At 52.5% G+C, this 19,152-nt stretch carries 16 protein-coding genes; 10 read left to right on the top strand and 6 right to left on the bottom strand.

Going from position 1 to position 19,152, the window contains the following annotated elements:
• Nucleotides 1-120: DUF2919 family protein (locus tag CUC53_RS15445; RefSeq protein ID WP_157798298.1), on the top strand; the 120-nt coding region annotated here is incomplete at its 5' end.
• A gap of 13 nt (nucleotides 121-133) precedes the next feature.
• Here CUC53_RS15445 and CUC53_RS15450 read toward each other — a convergent pair.
• Nucleotides 134-892, bottom strand: coding sequence for a hypothetical protein (locus tag CUC53_RS15450; RefSeq protein WP_236757939.1), 759 nt, complete (start codon nucleotides 890-892; stop codon nucleotides 134-136).
• Nucleotides 893-1,012: 120 nt separating this feature from the next.
• On the opposite strand from CUC53_RS15450, the gene CUC53_RS15455 reads away from it, so the two are divergent.
• Together CUC53_RS15455 and CUC53_RS15460 are read left to right on the top strand one after the other, a co-directional pair.
• The gene (locus CUC53_RS15455; protein WP_100294971.1) at nucleotides 1,013-1,564 is read left to right on the top strand and encodes a lipoprotein; all 552 of its coding nucleotides are present in this window, start codon (nucleotides 1,013-1,015) and stop codon (nucleotides 1,562-1,564) included.
• 220 nt (nucleotides 1,565-1,784) lie between these two features.
• On the top strand, nucleotides 1,785-3,782 hold the full coding sequence (locus tag CUC53_RS15460; RefSeq protein ID WP_100294972.1) for a hypothetical protein: 1,998 nt from the start codon (nucleotides 1,785-1,787) through the stop codon (nucleotides 3,780-3,782).
• A gap of 129 nt (nucleotides 3,783-3,911) precedes the next feature.
• Here CUC53_RS15460 and glgC read toward each other — a convergent pair whose 3' ends face one another.
• Nucleotides 3,912-5,186, bottom strand: a complete 1,275-nt coding sequence (gene glgC / locus CUC53_RS15465; protein ID WP_100294973.1) for a glucose-1-phosphate adenylyltransferase — start codon at nucleotides 5,184-5,186, stop codon at nucleotides 3,912-3,914.
• A 246-nt stretch (nucleotides 5,187-5,432) separates the two neighbouring features.
• A complete protein-coding gene (locus CUC53_RS15470; protein ID WP_100294974.1) occupies nucleotides 5,433-5,927 on the bottom strand; it encodes a hypothetical protein in 495 nt (164 codons plus the stop codon).
• A gap of 244 nt (nucleotides 5,928-6,171) precedes the next feature.
• On the opposite strand from CUC53_RS15470, the gene CUC53_RS15475 reads away from it, so the two are divergent.
• Nucleotides 6,172-7,092, top strand: coding sequence for a hydrogen peroxide-inducible genes activator (locus CUC53_RS15475; RefSeq protein ID WP_100294975.1), 921 nt, complete (start codon nucleotides 6,172-6,174; stop codon nucleotides 7,090-7,092).
• A gap of 71 nt (nucleotides 7,093-7,163) precedes the next feature.
• Here CUC53_RS15475 and CUC53_RS15480 read toward each other — a convergent pair whose 3' ends face one another.
• Complete coding sequence (locus CUC53_RS15480) at nucleotides 7,164-8,108, bottom strand: LysR substrate-binding domain-containing protein (RefSeq protein WP_100294976.1); 945 nt, start codon at nucleotides 8,106-8,108, stop codon at nucleotides 7,164-7,166.
• Nucleotides 8,109-8,490: 382 nt separating this feature from the next.
• Here CUC53_RS15480 and CUC53_RS15485 point away from each other — a divergent pair, with 382 nt between their 5' ends.
• The 6 genes from CUC53_RS15485 (at nucleotide 8,491) to CUC53_RS15510 (ending at nucleotide 16,522) form a co-directional block, all read left to right on the top strand.
• A complete protein-coding gene (locus CUC53_RS15485; RefSeq protein ID WP_100294977.1) occupies nucleotides 8,491-9,096 on the top strand; it encodes an ankyrin repeat domain-containing protein in 606 nt (201 codons plus the stop codon).
• Nucleotides 9,097-9,378: 282 nt separating this feature from the next.
• Nucleotides 9,379-10,926 carry an acyl-CoA synthetase FdrA gene (fdrA, locus tag CUC53_RS15490; RefSeq protein ID WP_100294978.1) on the top strand — a complete coding sequence of 516 codons (1,548 nt, stop codon included), beginning with the start codon at nucleotides 9,379-9,381 and terminating at the stop codon, nucleotides 10,924-10,926.
• A complete protein-coding gene (locus CUC53_RS15495; RefSeq protein WP_100294979.1) occupies nucleotides 10,926-12,344 on the top strand; it encodes a YlbE family protein in 1,419 nt (472 codons plus the stop codon). Before fdrA ends, CUC53_RS15495 begins: the two co-directional genes overlap by 1 nt.
• Nucleotides 12,345-12,453: 109 nt before the next feature.
• Nucleotides 12,454-14,001, top strand: coding sequence for a xanthine permease (locus CUC53_RS15500; RefSeq protein ID WP_100294980.1), 1,548 nt, complete (start codon nucleotides 12,454-12,456; stop codon nucleotides 13,999-14,001).
• Between the two features lie 187 nt (nucleotides 14,002-14,188).
• Nucleotides 14,189-15,142 (top strand): carbamate kinase family protein, encoded by a 954-nt coding sequence (locus CUC53_RS15505; protein ID WP_100294981.1) that lies wholly within the window; start codon nucleotides 14,189-14,191, stop codon nucleotides 15,140-15,142.
• A 12-nt stretch (nucleotides 15,143-15,154) separates the two neighbouring features.
• Nucleotides 15,155-16,522 (top strand): amidohydrolase family protein, encoded by a 1,368-nt coding sequence (locus tag CUC53_RS15510; RefSeq protein ID WP_100294982.1) that lies wholly within the window; start codon nucleotides 15,155-15,157, stop codon nucleotides 16,520-16,522.
• Between the two features lie 104 nt (nucleotides 16,523-16,626).
• Here CUC53_RS15510 and glpK read toward each other — a convergent pair whose 3' ends face one another.
• Nucleotides 16,627-18,129, bottom strand: coding sequence for a glycerol kinase GlpK (glpK, locus tag CUC53_RS15515; protein WP_100294983.1), 1,503 nt, complete (start codon nucleotides 18,127-18,129; stop codon nucleotides 16,627-16,629).
• A 28-nt stretch (nucleotides 18,130-18,157) separates the two neighbouring features.
• A complete protein-coding gene (locus tag CUC53_RS15520) occupies nucleotides 18,158-19,006 on the bottom strand; it encodes an MIP/aquaporin family protein (RefSeq protein WP_100294984.1) in 849 nt (282 codons plus the stop codon).
• Nucleotides 19,007-19,152: the final 146 nt, after the last annotated feature.

Below are 19,152 nucleotides of genomic sequence, written 5' to 3' on the forward strand. Positions count from 1 at the left end.
TCACAAACATGGGCCTTTAGCTGGCCCACGGCGCTGGTGCTGATCGCCAGCCTCTGGTCCCTCTGGTATCTGCTGCGTAGCCGCCAGATCCGCGATTATGCCGCCGACCAACCCCACTAGCGGGGCTGATGCCTTATTGGCGAGTGACTCGGATTTGCAGGGTCTGCCGCTCGCTCTGGCTGCCACGCCCTCCCTGGAGCTGGGTACCAAGGCGGCTCCCCTGATCCGCAGAGCGGGTCGAGAGTTCCCCTACCGTCAGCCACTGACCCGGAGCACCGCTCACTTCGGTGCCACTCTGCCCCGTGCTGACGGTGCCTTGCTCTAGCCTCGCTTGTTCGCTGCTAAGAGCAATCTGCACCCGATCACCCATCAAGGTGGCGGTGGCATAGAGGCCGTTGACAAGCGGCACCATCCCCACCACCGCCCCCCCGTTCCACTGATAGAAGGTGACCGGCTGATAAGACCCCATCTGTAACAACACGGGGCGGCCCGACAAGCCGCGCACCTGCCAGTTGTCATTCTGGCTGCGCTGGTACTGCTGGGCATTGCCATCGAGTAGCCACTGCCGTTTGGCCTCGCCGCGACGGAGTGTCCCCCCCAGTTGCTCGCCGCTGGCGACCTCCTCTACCCGCCACTCAATAAGCAGGCTTTGCGGTGGTTGGTTGAGCTCGGCCAAGGTTGCCTTGGCCTCTCGCAACTGCGCGGGTGTCCCGCTTAAGACCAGCTGATTGCCCATAGCACTCACCCCAAGCTGGGGGTAGATCTCCTTGAGAGTCTGTACTACGCCGGGGCCATCGAACACCGGGATCACGCTGACCTCTGCCCATAACGCAGGGCTCCAGCAACAGAGCCACAGCGCCAGATAACCTTGCCGACCGATGATGTTGTTCATGATATTCCCCTTGCGCTGATACCAGACCCCATTGACCATGCCGATACTCAAACGTGGGGCTCCCGCCTAGCGTCGATTATCGCGTAAGATAACGCCCTGTTTTCCTAATCGGGCCCATCCATGTTGAAAAAACTCTGTTTGCTCTCCCTCACGCTGTTGTTGGGGGGCTGTTCCCTCACCCAGTACAACGTCAGCGAGAGCGAAATCAATCAATACCTCAAAGAACAAGTGGCTTTTGAAAAGCAGCTTGGTATCCCTGGCATCATCTCAAGCAAAATTCGCTTAGACGAGATGCAAAGCCGAATTGGCCGCAGCCAAGCAGACCGCATCGAGTTAGATGCTGCGGGTGATCTGCAGGTAAGCAGCCCCCTTGGCAGTCAGCAGATGAAAATCCGCTTCGCGCTGCGAGCACGGCCTGACTATGTGGCTGACCAAGGCGCCATCTATCTGCGTGACCTTGAGCTTATCTCGGTCAAGACCGAGCCGGCCGACATCGGGGCTGCCCTCACCCCGCTGCTGCCCACCTTTAACCAATCGTTCTCCCTGTTCTTGTCACAGACACCGGTCTACCGGCTCGACAGTCGCCGCAAGAACGAAGCCATGATCAAGGAGAAGGTCGAGGCGTTAAAAGTAGAACCCGGTCGGCTGGTGATCCCGTTCAAACTGCTCTGACCCTGACCCGTCAGGCACTATCCCTATCGGCGGTGTTTTCGGTGCTCACCTCATGCACCGCCCTCCTCTCTTCGCAAAGCCATCCCCTTCAACCTGCTGTTGACGCAGATTAACGACCTGTTAGCCCTTCTCAAATGGCCATGCAAAGCACATAATGCACTCCATTCTCATTTAGATTTATATTGATACGTATCAAAATAACATGAAGGTAAACAAAGACATGAGAAAGACCGTATTGGTACACTCCATGGCTTGCGCGCTGATCAGCGGTGGCGTTCACGCCGCCGTCAAGGTGACAGACAAGACATTCAATACCGCCGCTAGCATGCTGGCCTATACCGAATTTGAGCTCTCCGGTGAGCCGTTGGCCGAAACACTGGGGCTGGATCTGGATGTGCTGGATGCAAACCGTGCCGATGAGCCGACCCCGTTCGACTTCACCGCCGGCATTGAATCCTACGAATACTCCGAAGAGGCGATGTACGCCCTTAACTACCAATCCGCCATGGGCCCTCATCTGGTGAACGGGCCGCAAAATATCGCCCGTGGCGGCACCTTAGCCGATCTTGGCAAACGGGTCCTGATCATGGCAGAGGCGGTGGGCTTCCCTGCCGATGAGATCCCACAAGGCATGTATCCCCTCTCTTTTCCTTATGCCTCAGCTAATCCCGCCTTTGCCCAAGCGGTCAATACCGCTCCGGTCAATGGCGACCAGCTCACCATCAAGACTGCTAAAGGCACTGAGAAAACCGTCAAGACTCAGGTGCCCGCCTACTTCCGTGACTACAGCACCCTGCGTTGGAGCGGCAGCGACAACCTGCTGGTGCCCGCCGCCGTGGGTGGCATCCTGCTCAAAGAGGTGATGTGGTCGCAGGACTTCCTCGGCGGTATGCACGTGGCCGAGACCGATGAAGAGGTCGAAGCCGCCTCCGCCACCATGGATCAGGATGGCAAGCACAAGCTGGGGGTCTCTGCCGCTGACGGCTTCAACGGCATGATGCTAACCGAGCAGTCCATCGACAAGCTGGCCATCATGCAAAACCAGCTTGGTTTTGATGGCAAGCAACTGGGCGCCAAGATCACCCCGCAGTACGATCCGGCCAAGGGTGTCGTCTACTTCCCCCATCAGGTGAAAGTGACCGAAACCCGCAACAACGAGGTCGGCGCCATCGGCAAGCTGGAGGTAGTAGATGGCTCCGCCCAGTTGCGTGATACTTGGATGCTGCTGTGGCCACTCGCTGAGTTTTATGCCTTCAGCGATCAGCGCACTGCCAACACCAACCAAAACCCCGCCTTCCACGCCGTGTTTGACGGCGCGCCATTTGCCGCCGCACCCGCTGCCAACCAGGCCAATGACTTGGCCAACGCCGTCGTGGGCAGCGATGCTTTCTCGCTGGCGCTTAACCTCTCCAACCTCACCGTCAAAAACCTAGCCGCCCTGCACTTTGAGCCAAAGAGCGGCACCTTGGTCGATAGCTGGCAAGCCGGCAAACAGGGCCAGCACGTCACCACCTTCGATGCCGCTTACGTACTGGTCGCCCTGCAGATCTTCCAGCGCGCTCAGGATGCGCTGCCAGTCGGTTACGCCGCCGGTGACAATGGCGAGCTCAACCTCAAAACTAAGCAGGGCCAGCAGGCCCTTGACTTGATCCGCAAGCAGGCGGATTTCATCTTGGCCAATCTCAAAGGTCAAAACGGCTTAGTTCACGATGGGCTTACCTTGGGCGGTCAGCGCGATGCAGGCCAGTCTGTCGATGCGCAGTTTGCCGCTATCCGCGGGCTAACGGCCGCCTTCCTCGCCACCGCCGATGCCAAGTACCGCACCGCCGCCCGCGAGCTGTTTATCGCCACCGACAAGTCCTATTTCAATGCCAACGCGGGCACTTGGCTGGCGGGTAAACAGGGGGAATACACCCCCTGGACTCAGGCTGCCATCTCCGGCGCCCTGCGCTCTGCCATGCTGAACCTGCGCAACGAAGGGGCCGAGCAGGCACCCGAACTAGAGCTGGCTAAGCTAAGTGGCCAGTACGTCAGCTGGTTCCGTGGTACCGTCAACGGTGGTATGCAGATGGCTGAGTGGATCGGCGACTCTGGTGAAAACGTCATCGAAGGGGCTGGCAGCGATACCGATGAGGATGGTGTACCGCAAGTGACCGCCGCCGGTGGCCAGCATGGCACCGCCATGGTGATGGCCACCCAAGCCGTGGTAAGCGAATAGTCCCGACTATTCATGCCCGCGCCTTAGCACCGATGACAAAGGGAGCCAATATGGCTCCCTTTTAGCCCCCTACTGCCGATCCGCACCGAACGAAGGTGTAGGTGGATCACGTTCCCGTGATAGTGCGGCTCACGCCAGCTTGCTGAGCATCTCTTTGGTCACCAACACAATGCCCAGCTCAGAACGGTAGAAGCGGCGGCTATCTTCATCGGCATTCTCCCCCACCACCAAGCCATCTGGTAGCTTGCAGCCTTTGTCGACCACCACTCGCCGCAGTCTACAACCCGCCCCAATCTCGACCCCCGGAAAGATGATCGCTTGATCAAGGGTACAAAACGAGTGCACCCGTACATCAGTAAACAGCACCGAGTTGAGCACAAACGAGCCGCTGACGATGCACCCGCCCGAGAACATGGAGTTGATCGCCATGCCATGTTGGCCGTTGCGGTCCTGCACAAATTTTGCCGGCGGCGTCATGGTTTGGCTAGTCCAAATGGGCCAGTTTTGATCATAAATATCGAGTTCAGGCACTACGGAGGCCAGATCCATGTTTGCCTCCCAGAATGAATCTAAGGTGCCCACATCGCGCCAATAAGGCTCCTTCCCCTCTTTGCTGCCAACACACGACATGCTAAACGGGTGGGCAAACGCCTTACCCTCACCGACGATACGGGGGATCACATCCATTCCAAAATCGTGTTTGGACTCCAGATTAAGGATGTCCTCTTCTAGCAGTTGGTAAAGGTAGTCAGCCTCGAAGATGTAGATCCCCATCGATGCGAGCGAGCGATCATCGCGGCCCGGCATGGCGGGGGGATTGGCGGGTTTCTCCACAAAGGCGCGGATTTTGCGCTGCTCGTCGATATCCATCACCCCAAACGCTGATGCTTCGGCCCGCGGCACTTCGATACACCCCACGGTCACCTTGGCCCCAAGGCGCACATGGTCCAGTAGCATGGCAGAATAATCCATCTTGTAGATGTGATCCCCCGCCAGTACCACTATGTATTTCGGACCATAATCCCGAATAATATCAACGTTTTGGTAGATAGCATCCGCCGTGCCACGATACCAGCTCACCTCATCGACCCGCTGCTGGGCTGGCAGCAAATCAATGAACTCGTTCATCTGATAACGCAAAAAAGACCAGCCAGATTGCAAATGACGCAGCAAACTGTGGGACTTGTACTGCGTCACCACGCCGACCCGCCGAATGCCAGAGTTGATGCAATTGGAGAGCACAAAATCGATGATCCGAAATTTGCCACCAAAATGGACCGCAGGCTTAGCGCGATTGTCTGTCAATTGCTTGAGCCGACTACCACGCCCCCCTGCGAGCACCAACGCCATACTTTGATTTAATAATTGCCGTGCTTTCGCAGTATCTACTGGCTCTAACAACATGATTTATCCCCACCTTTTTATTTCATCTATTTGCAACCCATCTTCGCTTGTTGGGCCGAGCATGACCGTGGTTTTACTCACATTTTGTTGATTTCAATTGAACCTTTTTCACATCTTGGAAGAGTATCCATCCCTACCAGTGATAGCTCTCCCCCTTTTTGTTCATCTCGTCACCACCTATGAGGGTGCAACGCTCACCTCCTCTCTGCTGTGATCATCGTCGGCCATGGCCTTATCAGCCCTTCATTAGCGAGGCGTTCTAAGCCGAAGCAGCGTCAGAATCACTTCATTGAGCTGGCGATAACGTTCGAGTTCTTTCTGGTCATAGCGCGTCGCCAACGAGGTAGGATTAGTGCGATTTTTAAGGTAACGATTGAGCTGCAGCCGATTAAAACCAGCCACTTGATAGATTTTGCCAAGTAAGAGGTTAAGTTCATCATCGGCTAATCCAGCGCGAGTGAGATAGTCAGGCTGACTCGGGCTCTCGATCTGATAGTGCCACGTTGCAATCCGCCCAGTCTCCGCCAAATAACTCAGCCACTGCTCGATATAAAGCGGTTTGCATCCTGCTAACAGATTAAAAAAGCCCACGGCGTCGCAGCGACAGCCGCTCAGCAGGATCACGGCCAAGGTGTCGTCATCACACTGAAAACTCACGGGGCCGCCTTGCCCCCAGTCTAACGCTTGGACTAGGAGGCGCGCGCTCCCTCCTGCAATTCCCGTGGCCTCGAATAGAAACATGCTACCCCCTTGGCAAAGCATTGATGATGGCTCATCCAACGACAGCTGCACAGGCTTATCTTGGTCATGGGCGTCGTCCGTGATAGCAATATTGGGGCCTGATTGCCCACCAATCTTGCCATCTATCCCTCTGTCTCCCCCTGCCTGTGGCTGGTGAAGGACGCCAATTGAAAGCGACAAGTACCCACCACCAGTGGTAGATTAATAAATCAAATTAAATAGATAGCATTCATCCGGTTTTACTATGCAACGCTGGCCCAGTCTAAAACAACTGCAATACCTGGTTGCTCTTGATGAGCACAAGAATTTCAATCGTGCAGCCAAAGCCTGCCATGTCAGTCAGTCAACCCTGAGCACCGGCATTCAAACGCTAGAAGATATGATGAACCTGCAGCTGGTCGAGCGGGACCATAAAAGCTTTATCATGACCCCTGTCGGCATGGATATTGTTGAGCGAGCCCGTCACTTGCTCTCTGATGCGCGGGATCTGATGGAGCTAGGCCAACATCAGGGCGGCGTGATGAGCGGCACGGTTCGGTTAGGTTGTATTCCCACCATCGCCCCTTTTCTGCTGAGTAAGTTATTGCAAGAGTGTGGCACTGCCTACCCAGAACTAGAGCTTCTGTTGCGGGAAGATACCACCACCAACCTCCTCAAGCAGTTAGAGCAAGGGGTGCTTGACCTGCTGATCTTGGCATTACCGGTTGAAATCAGCGGCTTTCACTGCAAGACCATCGGCCAAGACCCCTTTCACATGGTGATGCCTGCGGATATGGCAGCCAATTTACAGGCGCCCTTTGACTATAAGGCGCTACCCAACCAGAGCATCTTCTTACTGGAGCGGGAACACTGCTTGACGGAGCACGCGGTCAGCGCTTGCCGTTTGCGGGATAAAAGCAAGATCAACCCATTTGCGGCAACCAGCCTACACACGCTGGTGCAGATGGTGGGCGCGGGACTGGGCACCACCTTTTTGCCGCAAATGGCGATAGATTCGGGCATTTTAGATAACACGGATTTGGTCGCCCTGCCGCTGCCTGGGGAGAAACCTTATCGAGAAATCGGCTTGGTCTGGCGACCCAGCACAACCCGAGTGCAAACCTTTTATAAACTGGCCGAACTCCTGACCCAGTTCATGACAAGCAAGGCACCCACCGCTTCGTAACCGTGTCGTGGTCAAGACAGCGGCTCCTGCAACCCCACACCGCTGACCTCACCGCGCGGTGCAGGGGTCGTTTACTCATCCAAACGCTCAACCTGATGCAGCATGTCCTGAAAAATCAGCGCAAGCACGCCGCCTGGGGCAAATTGTTTTTTGATCCACTGCGTCACCTGACCGGTGGCCGTGTGCTGAGTGGCTAATAACATCTGGGAATCTTGCCGCGGATTGTGAATATGGCGAATGAGTAATAGCCCCTCTTCCACCGGCCCCTTCACTAAATAATCGGGTAAAAAACCGATGCCCTCACCGAGGATTTGGCACTGACATTTGGTATTAAAGTCAGGCACCATAATGGCCTCTTGACCATGTAATAACCAACCAATCTTTTTATTGATGGTGTGCGCTGTATCCTCCACCATGATATTTGGATATAGCCTTAATTGACTTTCTGAAATAGGTTCCGGCATAAAAGCCAGGGGGTGATCGGGCGAGATTGCAAATACCCAACGAATCGCCCCGATCTCGGTATAGTCAATCCCACCACCATCCAGCAGCGTATCGGGTGCACCGATGGCAATATTAGTTTGGTTATTAATGATGGCATCCCACACGCCATTATATACTTCGGTGGTCACCGTAATATGGCAGGTGGGAAATTTCTGCTTTAACACTTGCAGTAATTTAGCCGTATGTCGTGGTGTATAGAGCAATTGATTAATACAAATACGCACTCTGGCCTCAATGCCTTGCGAAATGGTATCAATACCTTGGCGAATAGCATCAAAATTATGCAGTAACTCGGAGGCTTTTCGGTACAAATAAAATCCAGACTCGGTCAATTCAATACTACGGGTGGTGCGGGTAAAAAGTACAACATCGAGTCCAGTTTCCATCCGTTTAATCGCATAACTGATCGCTGACGTGGTTAAACCGAGCTCCTCTGCCGCTTTACTGAAACTGCCATAGCGAGCTGTCGTCGTGAATGCCAGCAAATTTTCCTCGGTAAAAATAGAATTCATAAGCACTGACCTATTATTTATTTTCGCAATCTGGCGATTGCCTAACCGCGTTATTATCGGTGAGTCATGATAAATTATCAGAGTGATATTTACATGGCTGCTACATTTAGGTAGACATAGCTCACAGTTTCTCAATTTATGATCTATTGAAAGCCGTCATCCTATTTACTAAGCAACAATAACCCGCCCCCCTATTTTTAGCTTAAACGGTATTTTCATCATTTTAAAAAGTGTGCCATCGCACATTTTAATGCGATTATTGAATTATTTTCAACAATCGTTTGCCTTCCGGTGAATGCTTTTTAAGCGGATTTCTTTCCATAAATAAGGTTGCTATTCTAATTTCCGTCAATTCAACCAAGTAACAGGAGCAGCACCATCCATGTCTCACCATGAACTTGTCAGCAATTTCCTACAAGCTGCAGAGCAAGGGCAAGCAGATACGTTAGCGCAGTTGCTGGCACAGGGGGTCGATATTAATGCGACCAATCGTCAAGGCCGCACTGCCATTGTGATAGCTAGCCTCAATCGACATTATGATTGTGTACAACTGTTAATTAATGCGGGCGCTGATATTAATAAGCAAGATCAAACCTGTTTTAATCCGTTTTTACTGAGCTGTTTAAATAACGATCTTACTTTGCTTAAATTAGTATTACCCGCTAAGCCTGATTTAGAAAGACTGACCCGGTTCGGTGGTGTTGGTATTACCCCTGCCAGTGAGAAAGGACATGTTGAAATTGTCCGGGAACTCCTCGCCAATACCGATATTAACGTCAACCATACTAATTTTGTTGGTTGGACGCCGCTCTTAGAAGCGATCGTATTAAATGATGGTGGCCAACGACAGCAAGAGATCGTGGCCTTACTATTAGCCCATGGGGCAAATCCGCACATGACGGATAAATATGGTAAAAAGCCGCTCGAACTTGCCCAAGAAAAAGGTTATCACGAGATTGCTGAGTTATTAATTGCTGCTGGTGCATAACGCCATCGCTCACGCAGTAAAATAATTCGAGATAGCCTGTATCTCTCACTGTATGCAGGCTATCAATGAAATATGTCATCACTTATGTGCATTACCATAATGGCATAATTCACGTTATCACTCAGCAGATCTACACTAACAGCTTATTTTTATTAACTGATGCAGTCTGTCTTTATTTCAGCGAACACCATGACGTCTCATCGTTTGTTAGCAATGTCATGATGATATTGAAACACCGCTGCACGTTATTTTATTTACCTCACCCTTGATAGGAGGTTGATTATGGCTATTGATGTAATCATAAAAAGCAATACTTATTTTGACTCAGTATCACTGATGTCTATCTCAACTAAAGCCAATAAACTGGATGGGGTTGAACAAGCATTTGTGGCGATGGCAACCGATATGAATAAAGGGGTGCTAGAAAATTTAGGTTTATTAACAGCAGAGTTAGCCGCTGCTAAAAATGGCGATTTAATGATTGTTATTAAAGGCGTGAGCCGTGAGGCTAATGCGGTCAACATTAAAGAGATTGAAAACCTATTTACGCAAAAAGAGACTCGTCAGCACCATGAAGCGAGTTACGCCACCCTGAGTAGCGCGAAAAAACATCTCCCAGAGAGTAATTTGGCGGTGATCTCGGTTAATGGTCAGTTTGCGGTGCGTGAAGCCCGGCAGGCGCTAGAAAACGACCTGAACGTGATGCTTTTCTCCGATAACGTATCACTCGATGATGAGCTTGCACTGAAGCAGTTAGCCCATCAAAAAGGGCTGCTGATGATGGGTCCAGATTGCGGTACGGCCATTATCAATGGAGCGGCAATATGTTTCGGTAATGCGGTACGGCGCGGCAACATCGGCATTATTGGCGCATCTGGCACCGGTAGCCAGGAGCTGAGTGTGCGGATCCACGATTTTGGCGGCGGCATCTCGCAATTAATTGGCACCGGTGGCCGCGATTTAAGTGAAAAAATCGGCGGCATGATGATGCTCGATGCCCTCGGCATGTTAGAGCAAGATGAACAAACCGCGGTCATTGTGTTGGTCTCGAAACCACCAGCCCCTGCGGTGGCGAACAAGGTATTAGAACGAGCAAGGGCCTGTCGTAAACCGGTCGTGGTCTGCTTCTTGGGCAGGGATCTGCCTCCTGCTGACGAGGCCGGTCTCCAGTTTGCGCGCGCCACCAAAGAGGCCGCCCTCAAAGCGGTGCTATTAACTGGGGTGAGTAAAGATTCCCTCAATTTGCACTCGCTCAACTGGCCTTTGATTGAAGAGGTGCGGGCACGCTTAACGGCGAAGCAAAAATACATTCGCGGGCTATTTTGTGGTGGCACCTTGTGTGATGAAGCCATGTTTGCGGCGATGGAAAAACACTCTGAGGTGTACAGCAATATCCATCCTGATCCCGCATTTCGTCTTGCGAATATCAACCAAAGCCAAGGCCACACCTTCCTTGATTTTGGCGACGATGATTTTACCAACGGTAAGCCCCATCCCATGATCGATCCGACTAATCGGATCAGCCGCCTCTTACAAGAAGCGCAGGACCCCGAGGTGGGGGTGATTGTGATGGATTTTGTGCTCGGTTTCGGTTCCCATGAAAATCCTGTCGGAGTGATGATTGAGGCAATCAAAGAGGCAAAAGCCATCGCGGCGGCCGAGCAGCGTCCGTTAGAAATTCTGGGTTATGTGCTTGGCACCGATTTGGACACCCCCTCACTGCAGCAGCAATGCCAAATGCTCACCGATGCCGGTGTTATTTGGGCCAGCAGCAGTACCAATACCGGGTTACTGGCACGTGAATTTGTCTGCAAAGAGGAGAGAGCATAATGAGTCAGACTTTATTTAATCAGCCACTGAACGTGATCAATGTGGGTATTGCCATGTTCAGTGACGATTTAAAGAAACAGCATGTTGCCGTGACCCATCTTGATTGGACCCCGCCCGGCCAAGGCAATGCCATGGTGGTTGCGGCTTTAGATAAGATAGAGGCCCCGCAATGGGCCGCCAGGATCGCAGCGGCAAACCAACTGGCGCTAGAGCGGATTATTCAGTCTCATCCGGTATTAATTGGTTACGACCAAGCGATCAATGTTGTGCCGGGCATGACCCGCAATACCATTCTTCACGCGGGCCCCCCCACCTCGTGGGACCAGATGTGCGGCGCCATGAAAGGCGCCGTAACCGGCGCCTTGGTGTTTGAAGGGTTAGCCAGCGATTTGGACGATGCGGCCAGGTTAGCAGGCTCTGGCGAGATTATTTTCTCCCCCTGCCATGAACATGATTGTGTGGGTTCGATGGCGGGCGTGACCTCTGCCTCGATGTTCATGCACATTGTGGAGAATAAAACCTACGGCAACCGCGCCTACACCAACCTAAGTGAGCAGATGGCAAAAATTCTGCGCATGGGGGCCAATGATGAGAGCGTGATCACCCGATTAAATTGGATGCGTGATGTGCTCGGCCCGATGCTGCGTGATGCGATGAAGTTGGCGGGCGAGATTGATCTGCGCTTAATGCTGGCGCAAGCGCTGCACATGGGGGATGAGTGCCATAACCGTAACAATGCGGGCACCACCTTACTCATTCAGGCCCTCACCCCTTGGATCATTCAAACCGGCTATCCGGTCGAGCAGCAGCGTGACGTCTTCGAGTTCGTCGCCAGCAGTGATTATTTCTCTGGCCCGACTTGGATGGCGATGTGTAAAGCGGCCATGGATGCCGCCCATGGGATTGAATACTGTACGGTGGTGACCACCATGGCCCGCAATGGCGTCGAGTTTGGCCTGCGGGTCAGTGGTCTGCCCGGCCACTGGTTTACCGGTCCAGCACAGCAGGTCATTGGGCCTATGTTTGCTGGCTATAAAGCGCAAGACTCTGGCCTTGATATTGGCGACAGCGCCATCACCGAAACCTATGGTATCGGCGGTTTTGCCATGGCGACAGCGCCCGCTATCGTGGCGCTGGTGGGGGGAACGGTTGAAGAAGCCATTGATTTTTCCCGTAAAATGGGGGAAATCACCTTAGGGGAGAACCCCAACATCACGATCCCCCTGCTCTCATTTAGTGGGGTACCGACCGCGATTGATATTACCAAAGTCGGCAGCAGTGGCATTTTACCGGTCATCAATACCGCCATTGCTCATAAAGATGCTGGAATTGGCATGATTGGGGCTGGGATTGTCTACCCCCCCTTCACTTGCTTTGAGAAAGCACTATTAAAATTTAGCGACGTTTATTGCCAATAGAACATAACGAGGCCATTGATATGGCCTCATCTTTACTCCGGCCGCCCGATGTGGGGCGCCCTGAGTGTTTGCTTATCGCAGAGCGGATTTATTGTATAAAGGAATTCTCATGAGCAAAATTCAGCTATGGCAGCGCGGTGATTGGGCTGCTTATTTTGGGTTAATGACCAATAACCTCACTAATTTAATTACGATGATGGGACTACTTATTTTTGTAGTAGGTATTCCCAAAGAGATGGTGTACGGCCAAATCGCCCCCGCGTTTGGCATGGCCGTGCTGGCCGCGAGTATCTGCTATGCCTGGTTTGGGGTGCAGATGGCACGTCAAAGTGGCCGTAAAGATGTCACCGCGCTCCCTTCTGGCCCCAGCGCCCCCTCTATTTTTACCGTCACCTTCTTGGTCTTGATGCCGGTTTATCAGCAGACCAAAGATGCCCAGTTTGCTATTCAGATCGGCTTGGTTTGGTGCTTTGTCGAAGCCTTGATCCTCAGCGGTGGCTCATTTTTGGGTGAGACCATTCGTAAAATGGTGCCGCGCACCGTGCTGCTGTCATGCTTGTCTGGCTTGGGATTGCTATTACTGGCGATGAACCCGATGCTGCAAGCCTTTGAGGCACCCACCGTCTCTTTTATTGTGCTGCTGCTGATTTTCATCAACTGGTTTGGTAAAAAACCCATCTTCGCCCGCATTCCAACCGGTTTACTGTTATTGATTGCTGGGACATTGCTGGCTTGGGTATCTGGCTTACAAAGCCCTGAAGCGATCACCGCATCGGTTGCCTCATTTGGTTTTAATCCACCACAATTTCATGTCGACAGCTTTTTGCAAGGGCTGCCCCACGCATTGCCCTACTTAGCCTCGGCGATTCCGCTTGGCTTGGCTAACTACATCTTTGATTTGGAAAATATTGAGAGCGCTCATGCGGCTGGGGATGAGTACAACACCCGTAAAGTGATGCTCGCCAACGGCTTATCGTCTATTTTTGGCTGCCTGTTAGGTAACCCGTTCCCCGTCACCGTCTATGTTGGCCATGCTGGCTGGAAAGCCATGGGGGCAAGCATTGGTTATACCTTGGCCTCGGGCATTACCATGTTTATTGTGCCGCTGCTGGGGCTTGGGGCATTTATGCTCGCCATTATTCCGATGGCCGCTATTGTGCCGATCTTGGTGTTTATTGGGGTAGTCACCGCCAACCAAGTGGTGCGCGAGACCCCAAAAATCGAGGTGCCGGTTATCTTTATTTGCCTCTTTCCGTGGATTGCGAACTGGGCACTGACCATGGTCAATAACGTGATGGGGGCAGCGGGTACCTCGGCTGCGGTATTGGGAACAGAAGCACTGCTCAAGAAGGGGGTCTACTACCAAGGGTTGGTTCACTTGGGCAATGGTGCCCCGTTAGCCAGCATGTTGTGGGGCTGTATCGCGATTTTTGCCATCATGGATAAACCATTACGTGGCGCAGTATCTGCCTCGGTGGGGGCGCTGCTCTCGTTATTTGGTATTATCCATGCCCCTATGGTGGGGTTTTCCAAGGGCAACTCGCTATTATTTGTGGTGGCCTATTTAATGATGGCTGCGTTATTTGTCGTAAAACAGGTGATCGACCAACGCGCGCGACAATTAGATCCCGTTATTACACACGATAAAGCAGCATAACTTCCCTCCTTTATTGTGAATAGTTAGGTTGTGGCAAACAATATAATATCAATTTGCCACAACCTATTTTATATCCAGCCTCCTAGTTAACGTTAGCCGGTGGTTATTTAATGATCGTTATTTATATCAAAATAACTAATATCTCCCGCCATGATATTTAACTAACATCAGTGATTGGAGTAATAACATGAAAGAGTTGGTCGTTGTGGCCATTGGTGGCAATAGTATTATTAAAGATAACGCCCATCAATCGGTAACCCATCAAGCTGCTGCGGTAAAACAGGTTGCTGCCGCCGTGCTTGAAATGCTTGAGCTCGGTTACGATATTGTATTAACCCATGGTAATGGTCCTCAAGTTGGCCTCGATTTACGTCGTGCCGAAATAGCTCATGAAAAAGAAGGGTTACCGCTTACCCCGCTGGCTAATTGCGTAGCGGATACCCAAGGTGGTATTGGTTATTTAATTCAACAGGCACTGAATAATTTACTAGTTGAACGTGGCTATAAACATGCGGTGGCGGTAATTACCCAAGTCGAAGTAGATCAACACGATCCCTGCTTTGCCCATCCCACTAAACCGATCGGGGCATTTTTTGATATCCAGCAGCGTGATGCGCTGCAGCAGGCACATCCCGATTGGCATTTTATCGAGGATTCAGGGCGCGGCTATCGCCGCGTTGTTGCCTCGCCTGACCCCAAACGTATTGTGGAAGCCGATGCCATTAAGGCACTCACCGAGCATGGCTTTGTGGTGATTGGTGCCGGCGGCGGCGGGATCCCAGTGATCCGTACCAAACAGCAAGGGTATCAAGGGGTGGATGCGGTGATCGATAAAGACCTCTCAACAGCACTGTTGGCACAGGAAATCGCCGCCGACATCTTAGTCATCACCACCGGCGTTGAAAAAGTGTGTGTCAATTTTGGCAAACCATCACAACGAGCATTGGATGTGGTCACCACCACAGAAATGGCCAAATTTATAGATGAAGGTCATTTTCCCGCAGGAAGTATGCTGCCAAAAATAACAGCGAGTCTGGATTTTTTAAAAAATAACGGTAAAAAAGTCATTATTACATCGCCTGAGTGTTTACCTGCTGCATTACGTGGGGAAACCGGCACTCATATTATTCATCACGCCTAAGCGGAGTATTATATGCAAATTGATCGTCGACAATTTTTACTTAGCGGAACCAAATTAGCCACTGCCGCCGCATTATTTGCGGCCACACCTAATATTGCCACGGCAGCGACAAATAGCTCTCCCAAAAATACTTTCCCGGGCAGTACATTGACCGCCAAGCATTATTATCTCGACAATGTGCTATTAGAGTCTGGCTTTAACTACAATAATGGCCGCGTGGTCAACACCATCACCGAACTACAGACCTTAGAAATTAAAGATGGCAAGGTGGTGGCCATTAATAAAAATGGCCTTCATACGGTGAGTGGCATTCCGGCTTATGATGCCGCCGGTAAATTAATGTTGCCAACCATGCGTGATATGCACATTCATTTGGATAAAACTTATTATGGTGGGCCTTGGCGCGCATTAGATCGGCCAGATGGAACCACCATCAAAGATATGATCCGCCTCGAACAAACATTATTACCCGAGCTACAGCCCTTCACCCAAGCGCGGGCAGAAAAGCTGATTGACCTATTGCAGTCCAAAGGCAGCACGGTCGCCCGTAGCCACTGCAATATTGAGCCGACCTCTGGGTTAAAAAATCTGGAAAATCTGCAAGCGGCGTTGGCCCGCCGCCAGTCTGGCTTTAGCTGTGAAATTGTGGCGTTTCCCCAGCATGGGTTGCTCTTCTCAAAATCCGAAAAACTGATGCGAGAGGCAATGCAAGCAGGGGCCCATTATGTCGGTGGGCTCGATCCGACCAATGTGGACGGGATGATGGAAAAATCCCTCGATACCATGTTCCAAATCGCCTTGGACTACAGCAAGGGGGTCGACATTCACCTGCACGAGACCGGCCCCTCTGGGGTGGCAGCCATTAATTACATGCTCGATACGGTAGAGAAAGAGCCAAGGCTAAAAGGAAAATTAACCATCAGTCACGCCTTTGCGCTAGCGCTCATGGATGAGCGCCAAGTGGATGAGGTCGCGGCTCGGATGGCCGCCCAGCAAGTGACCATTGCCACGAGCATTCCCCTCGGTCAGCTACACATGCCGCTCAAACAGCTCCGAGATAAGGGGGTGTTCGTGATGCCAGGCACCGACAGCGTGATCGACCATTGGTCTCCTTATGGCTTGGGGGATATGTTGGAGAAGGCCAACCATTATGCCCAGCTCTACATCCGACCCAATGAATTTACCTTGTCACGCGCCCTCTCTATTGCGACTGGCGGGGTGCTGCCTCTGGATGATAAAGGGGGACGGCAATGGCCTGCTATCAATGATGAGGCCAGCTTTGTTTTAGTTGATGCCAGTTGCTCCGCCGAAGCCGTGGCACGGATTTCCCCACGCACCGCGACCTTCCATAAAGGGGAGCGAGTGTGGAGCCAGAGCTAACGCCCACGGCAAGATCCCCCGAACAAACCTAAAAACGCAGAGGCCGACAATCATGTCGGCCTCTTGGGTAGTCAGATCATCCAATCCATAGCAAGAATGGACGATTACTCGTCTTCAGCCCAGCGGCGTGAACGCTCAACCGCTTTTTGCCAGCCACGGTAGCGTTTATCACGATCGGCATGGTCCATCTGCGGAATAAACTCGCGATCCACACTGAATTTATCGTGCAGCTCATCAGCACTTTTCCAAAACCCGACCGCTAAACCGGCTAAGAACGCCGCGCCCATGGCGGTGGTTTCGACGCGAGTCGGCCGGATCACTGGCGTGTGCATCATGTCTGACTGGAACTGCATCAGGAAATCGTTGGCAACCGCACCGCCATCTACTTTCAAGGCGGCGAGCTTGATACCGGAATCTTGCTGCATGGCATCGAGGACATCGCGGCTCTGATAGGCGATAGACTCGAGGGCCGCACGGATAATGTGGTTGCGGTTGGCGCCACGGGTCAAGCCAACCATGGTGCCACGGGCGTACGGGTCCCAATAAGGCGCACCCAGCCCCACGAAAGCGGGGACGAGGTATACACCATTGGTATCCCCCACCTTGGACGCAAAGTAATCGGTATCTCGGGCATCGTGAATGATCTTGAGTTCATCACGCAGCCACTGAATGGTGGCCCCCCCCATGAACACCGCTCCTTCCAAGGCGTAATTCACCTCCCCTTTCGAGCCAATCGCCACAGTAGTGAGTAGGCCATGGCTAGAACGCACTGGGGCAGTACCGGTGTTCATCAGCAAGAAGCAGCCGGTACCATAGGTGTTTTTCGCCATACCTTTTTCAAAGCACAGCTGACCAAATAGCGCTGATTGTTGGTCGCCGGCAATGCCAGAGATTGGGATACGTGTACCGCCGCCCCGAGTGGTGTAACCATAGATTTCGCTAGAGGATTTGACCTCTGGCAGCATGGAGAGAGGAATACCCAGCTCATCAAGCATCCGCTCATCCCATTTCAGGTCACGGATGTTATAGAGCATGGTGCGTGAGGCGTTGGTTGGGTCAGTGACGTGCACTTCACCGTTGGTCATCTTCCACACCAGCCACGTATCTATGGTGCCAAACAGCAGCTCGCCGTTCATGGCTTTCTCACGGGCGCCTTCGACGTTATCCAAAATCCATTTGACTTTGGTGCCAGAGAAGTAGGCATCCAGTACCAGGCCGGTATTTTCGCGCACGTACTCTTCGAGACCACGGGCCTTGAGCTCTTCACAGATCGCCGCGGTACGGCGGCACTGCCACACAATGGCGTTGTAGATCGGCTTGCCGGTGGCCTTCTCCCACACCACGGTCGTTTCACGCTGGTTGGTGATGCCGATAGCGGCAATCTCTTCACTGTGCAAACCGGTTTTCGCCAGCACCTCGGTAAAAACCGAGGATTGACTTGCCCAGATCTCCATCGGGTCGTGTTCAACCCACCCTGCTTTCGGATAGATCTGGCTAAATTCCCGTTGGCCAGTACCGATGATGTTGGCATCTTGATCAAACACGATGGCGCGAGAGGAGGTCGTTCCTTGATCCAGCGCGACGACGTATTTCTTTTCTGTAGACATGGTGTACTCCACGGATAATGGGGCCGCTCTAAGCGGCGGCCTCTTCTTTAACGGTTTGAGGGGCTTGCTCGGTGGTGATAACTCGGTTACCAGGCACACACGGAGCCAATACTTTTACATAGAGAGCGGTACCAATCTGAGCACCAACAATGGGGCCAAAGATCGGAACCCAGAAGTAGGGGTTGTCGCGGCCACCGGTCAGGGCAACATCGCCCCAGCCCGCGAGGAAGGCGAAAAGTTTGGGTGCAAAATCCCGGGCAGGGTTCATGGCAAAACCGGTTAATGGCCCGAGCGAAGCGCCAATAACGGCGATTAAAATGCCGATGATCAGCGCAGCCGCAAACCCTTTGGGTGCGCCATTGTTGCTATCTCCTAGAGCCATGATGCCCAACATCAATACGGCGGTGATCACCACTTCGACGGTAAACGCTTGCAGATTCGACAGCAGCGCATGGGGGTAAGTAGAGAAGATCCCGGCGCTGCCAAGGCTCTCTACACTGCCGCGCACGACGTTGTGGGTCACTTCCCACTGGCTGAACAGGTTGCTGTATAAGAAGTAAACCAACGCAGCGGCGCAAAATGCGCCAGCAAGCTGGGCAAGGATAAACGGCACCACTTTGCGCTTAGCAAACCCCGCAAAGGTCATCAACGCCAAGGTCACCGCAGGGTTGAGATGCGCCCCCGAAATCCCCCCACTGACATAAATAGCGATCGCCACCCCGAAACCCCAAGTAATGGAGATCTCCCACTGGCCAAAGTCGGCGCCAGCAAGCACTTTTGCCGCCACGCAACCAACCCCAAAAAAGATAAGCAGGCCGGTTCCGATAAATTCGGCTAGGCATTCACCAAACAAGGTATTGGGTCTTTGTATGTTCATCGATGTTTCCTTATCGCCATGCAGCTGGACATGGTCAGATACTCGCACGTCTTTTTGTGATGACCTTGCCCGGCAGCTATTTTGTTACCAATTTGACACGATATGTAAACAAAATGTTCGTTTTTGCTCGTTGCTGGGCGTGAGAG

The sequence above is a fragment of the Aeromonas cavernicola genome (assembly GCF_002795305.1).
Lineage (GTDB): Bacteria > Pseudomonadota > Gammaproteobacteria > Enterobacterales > Aeromonadaceae > Aeromonas > Aeromonas cavernicola.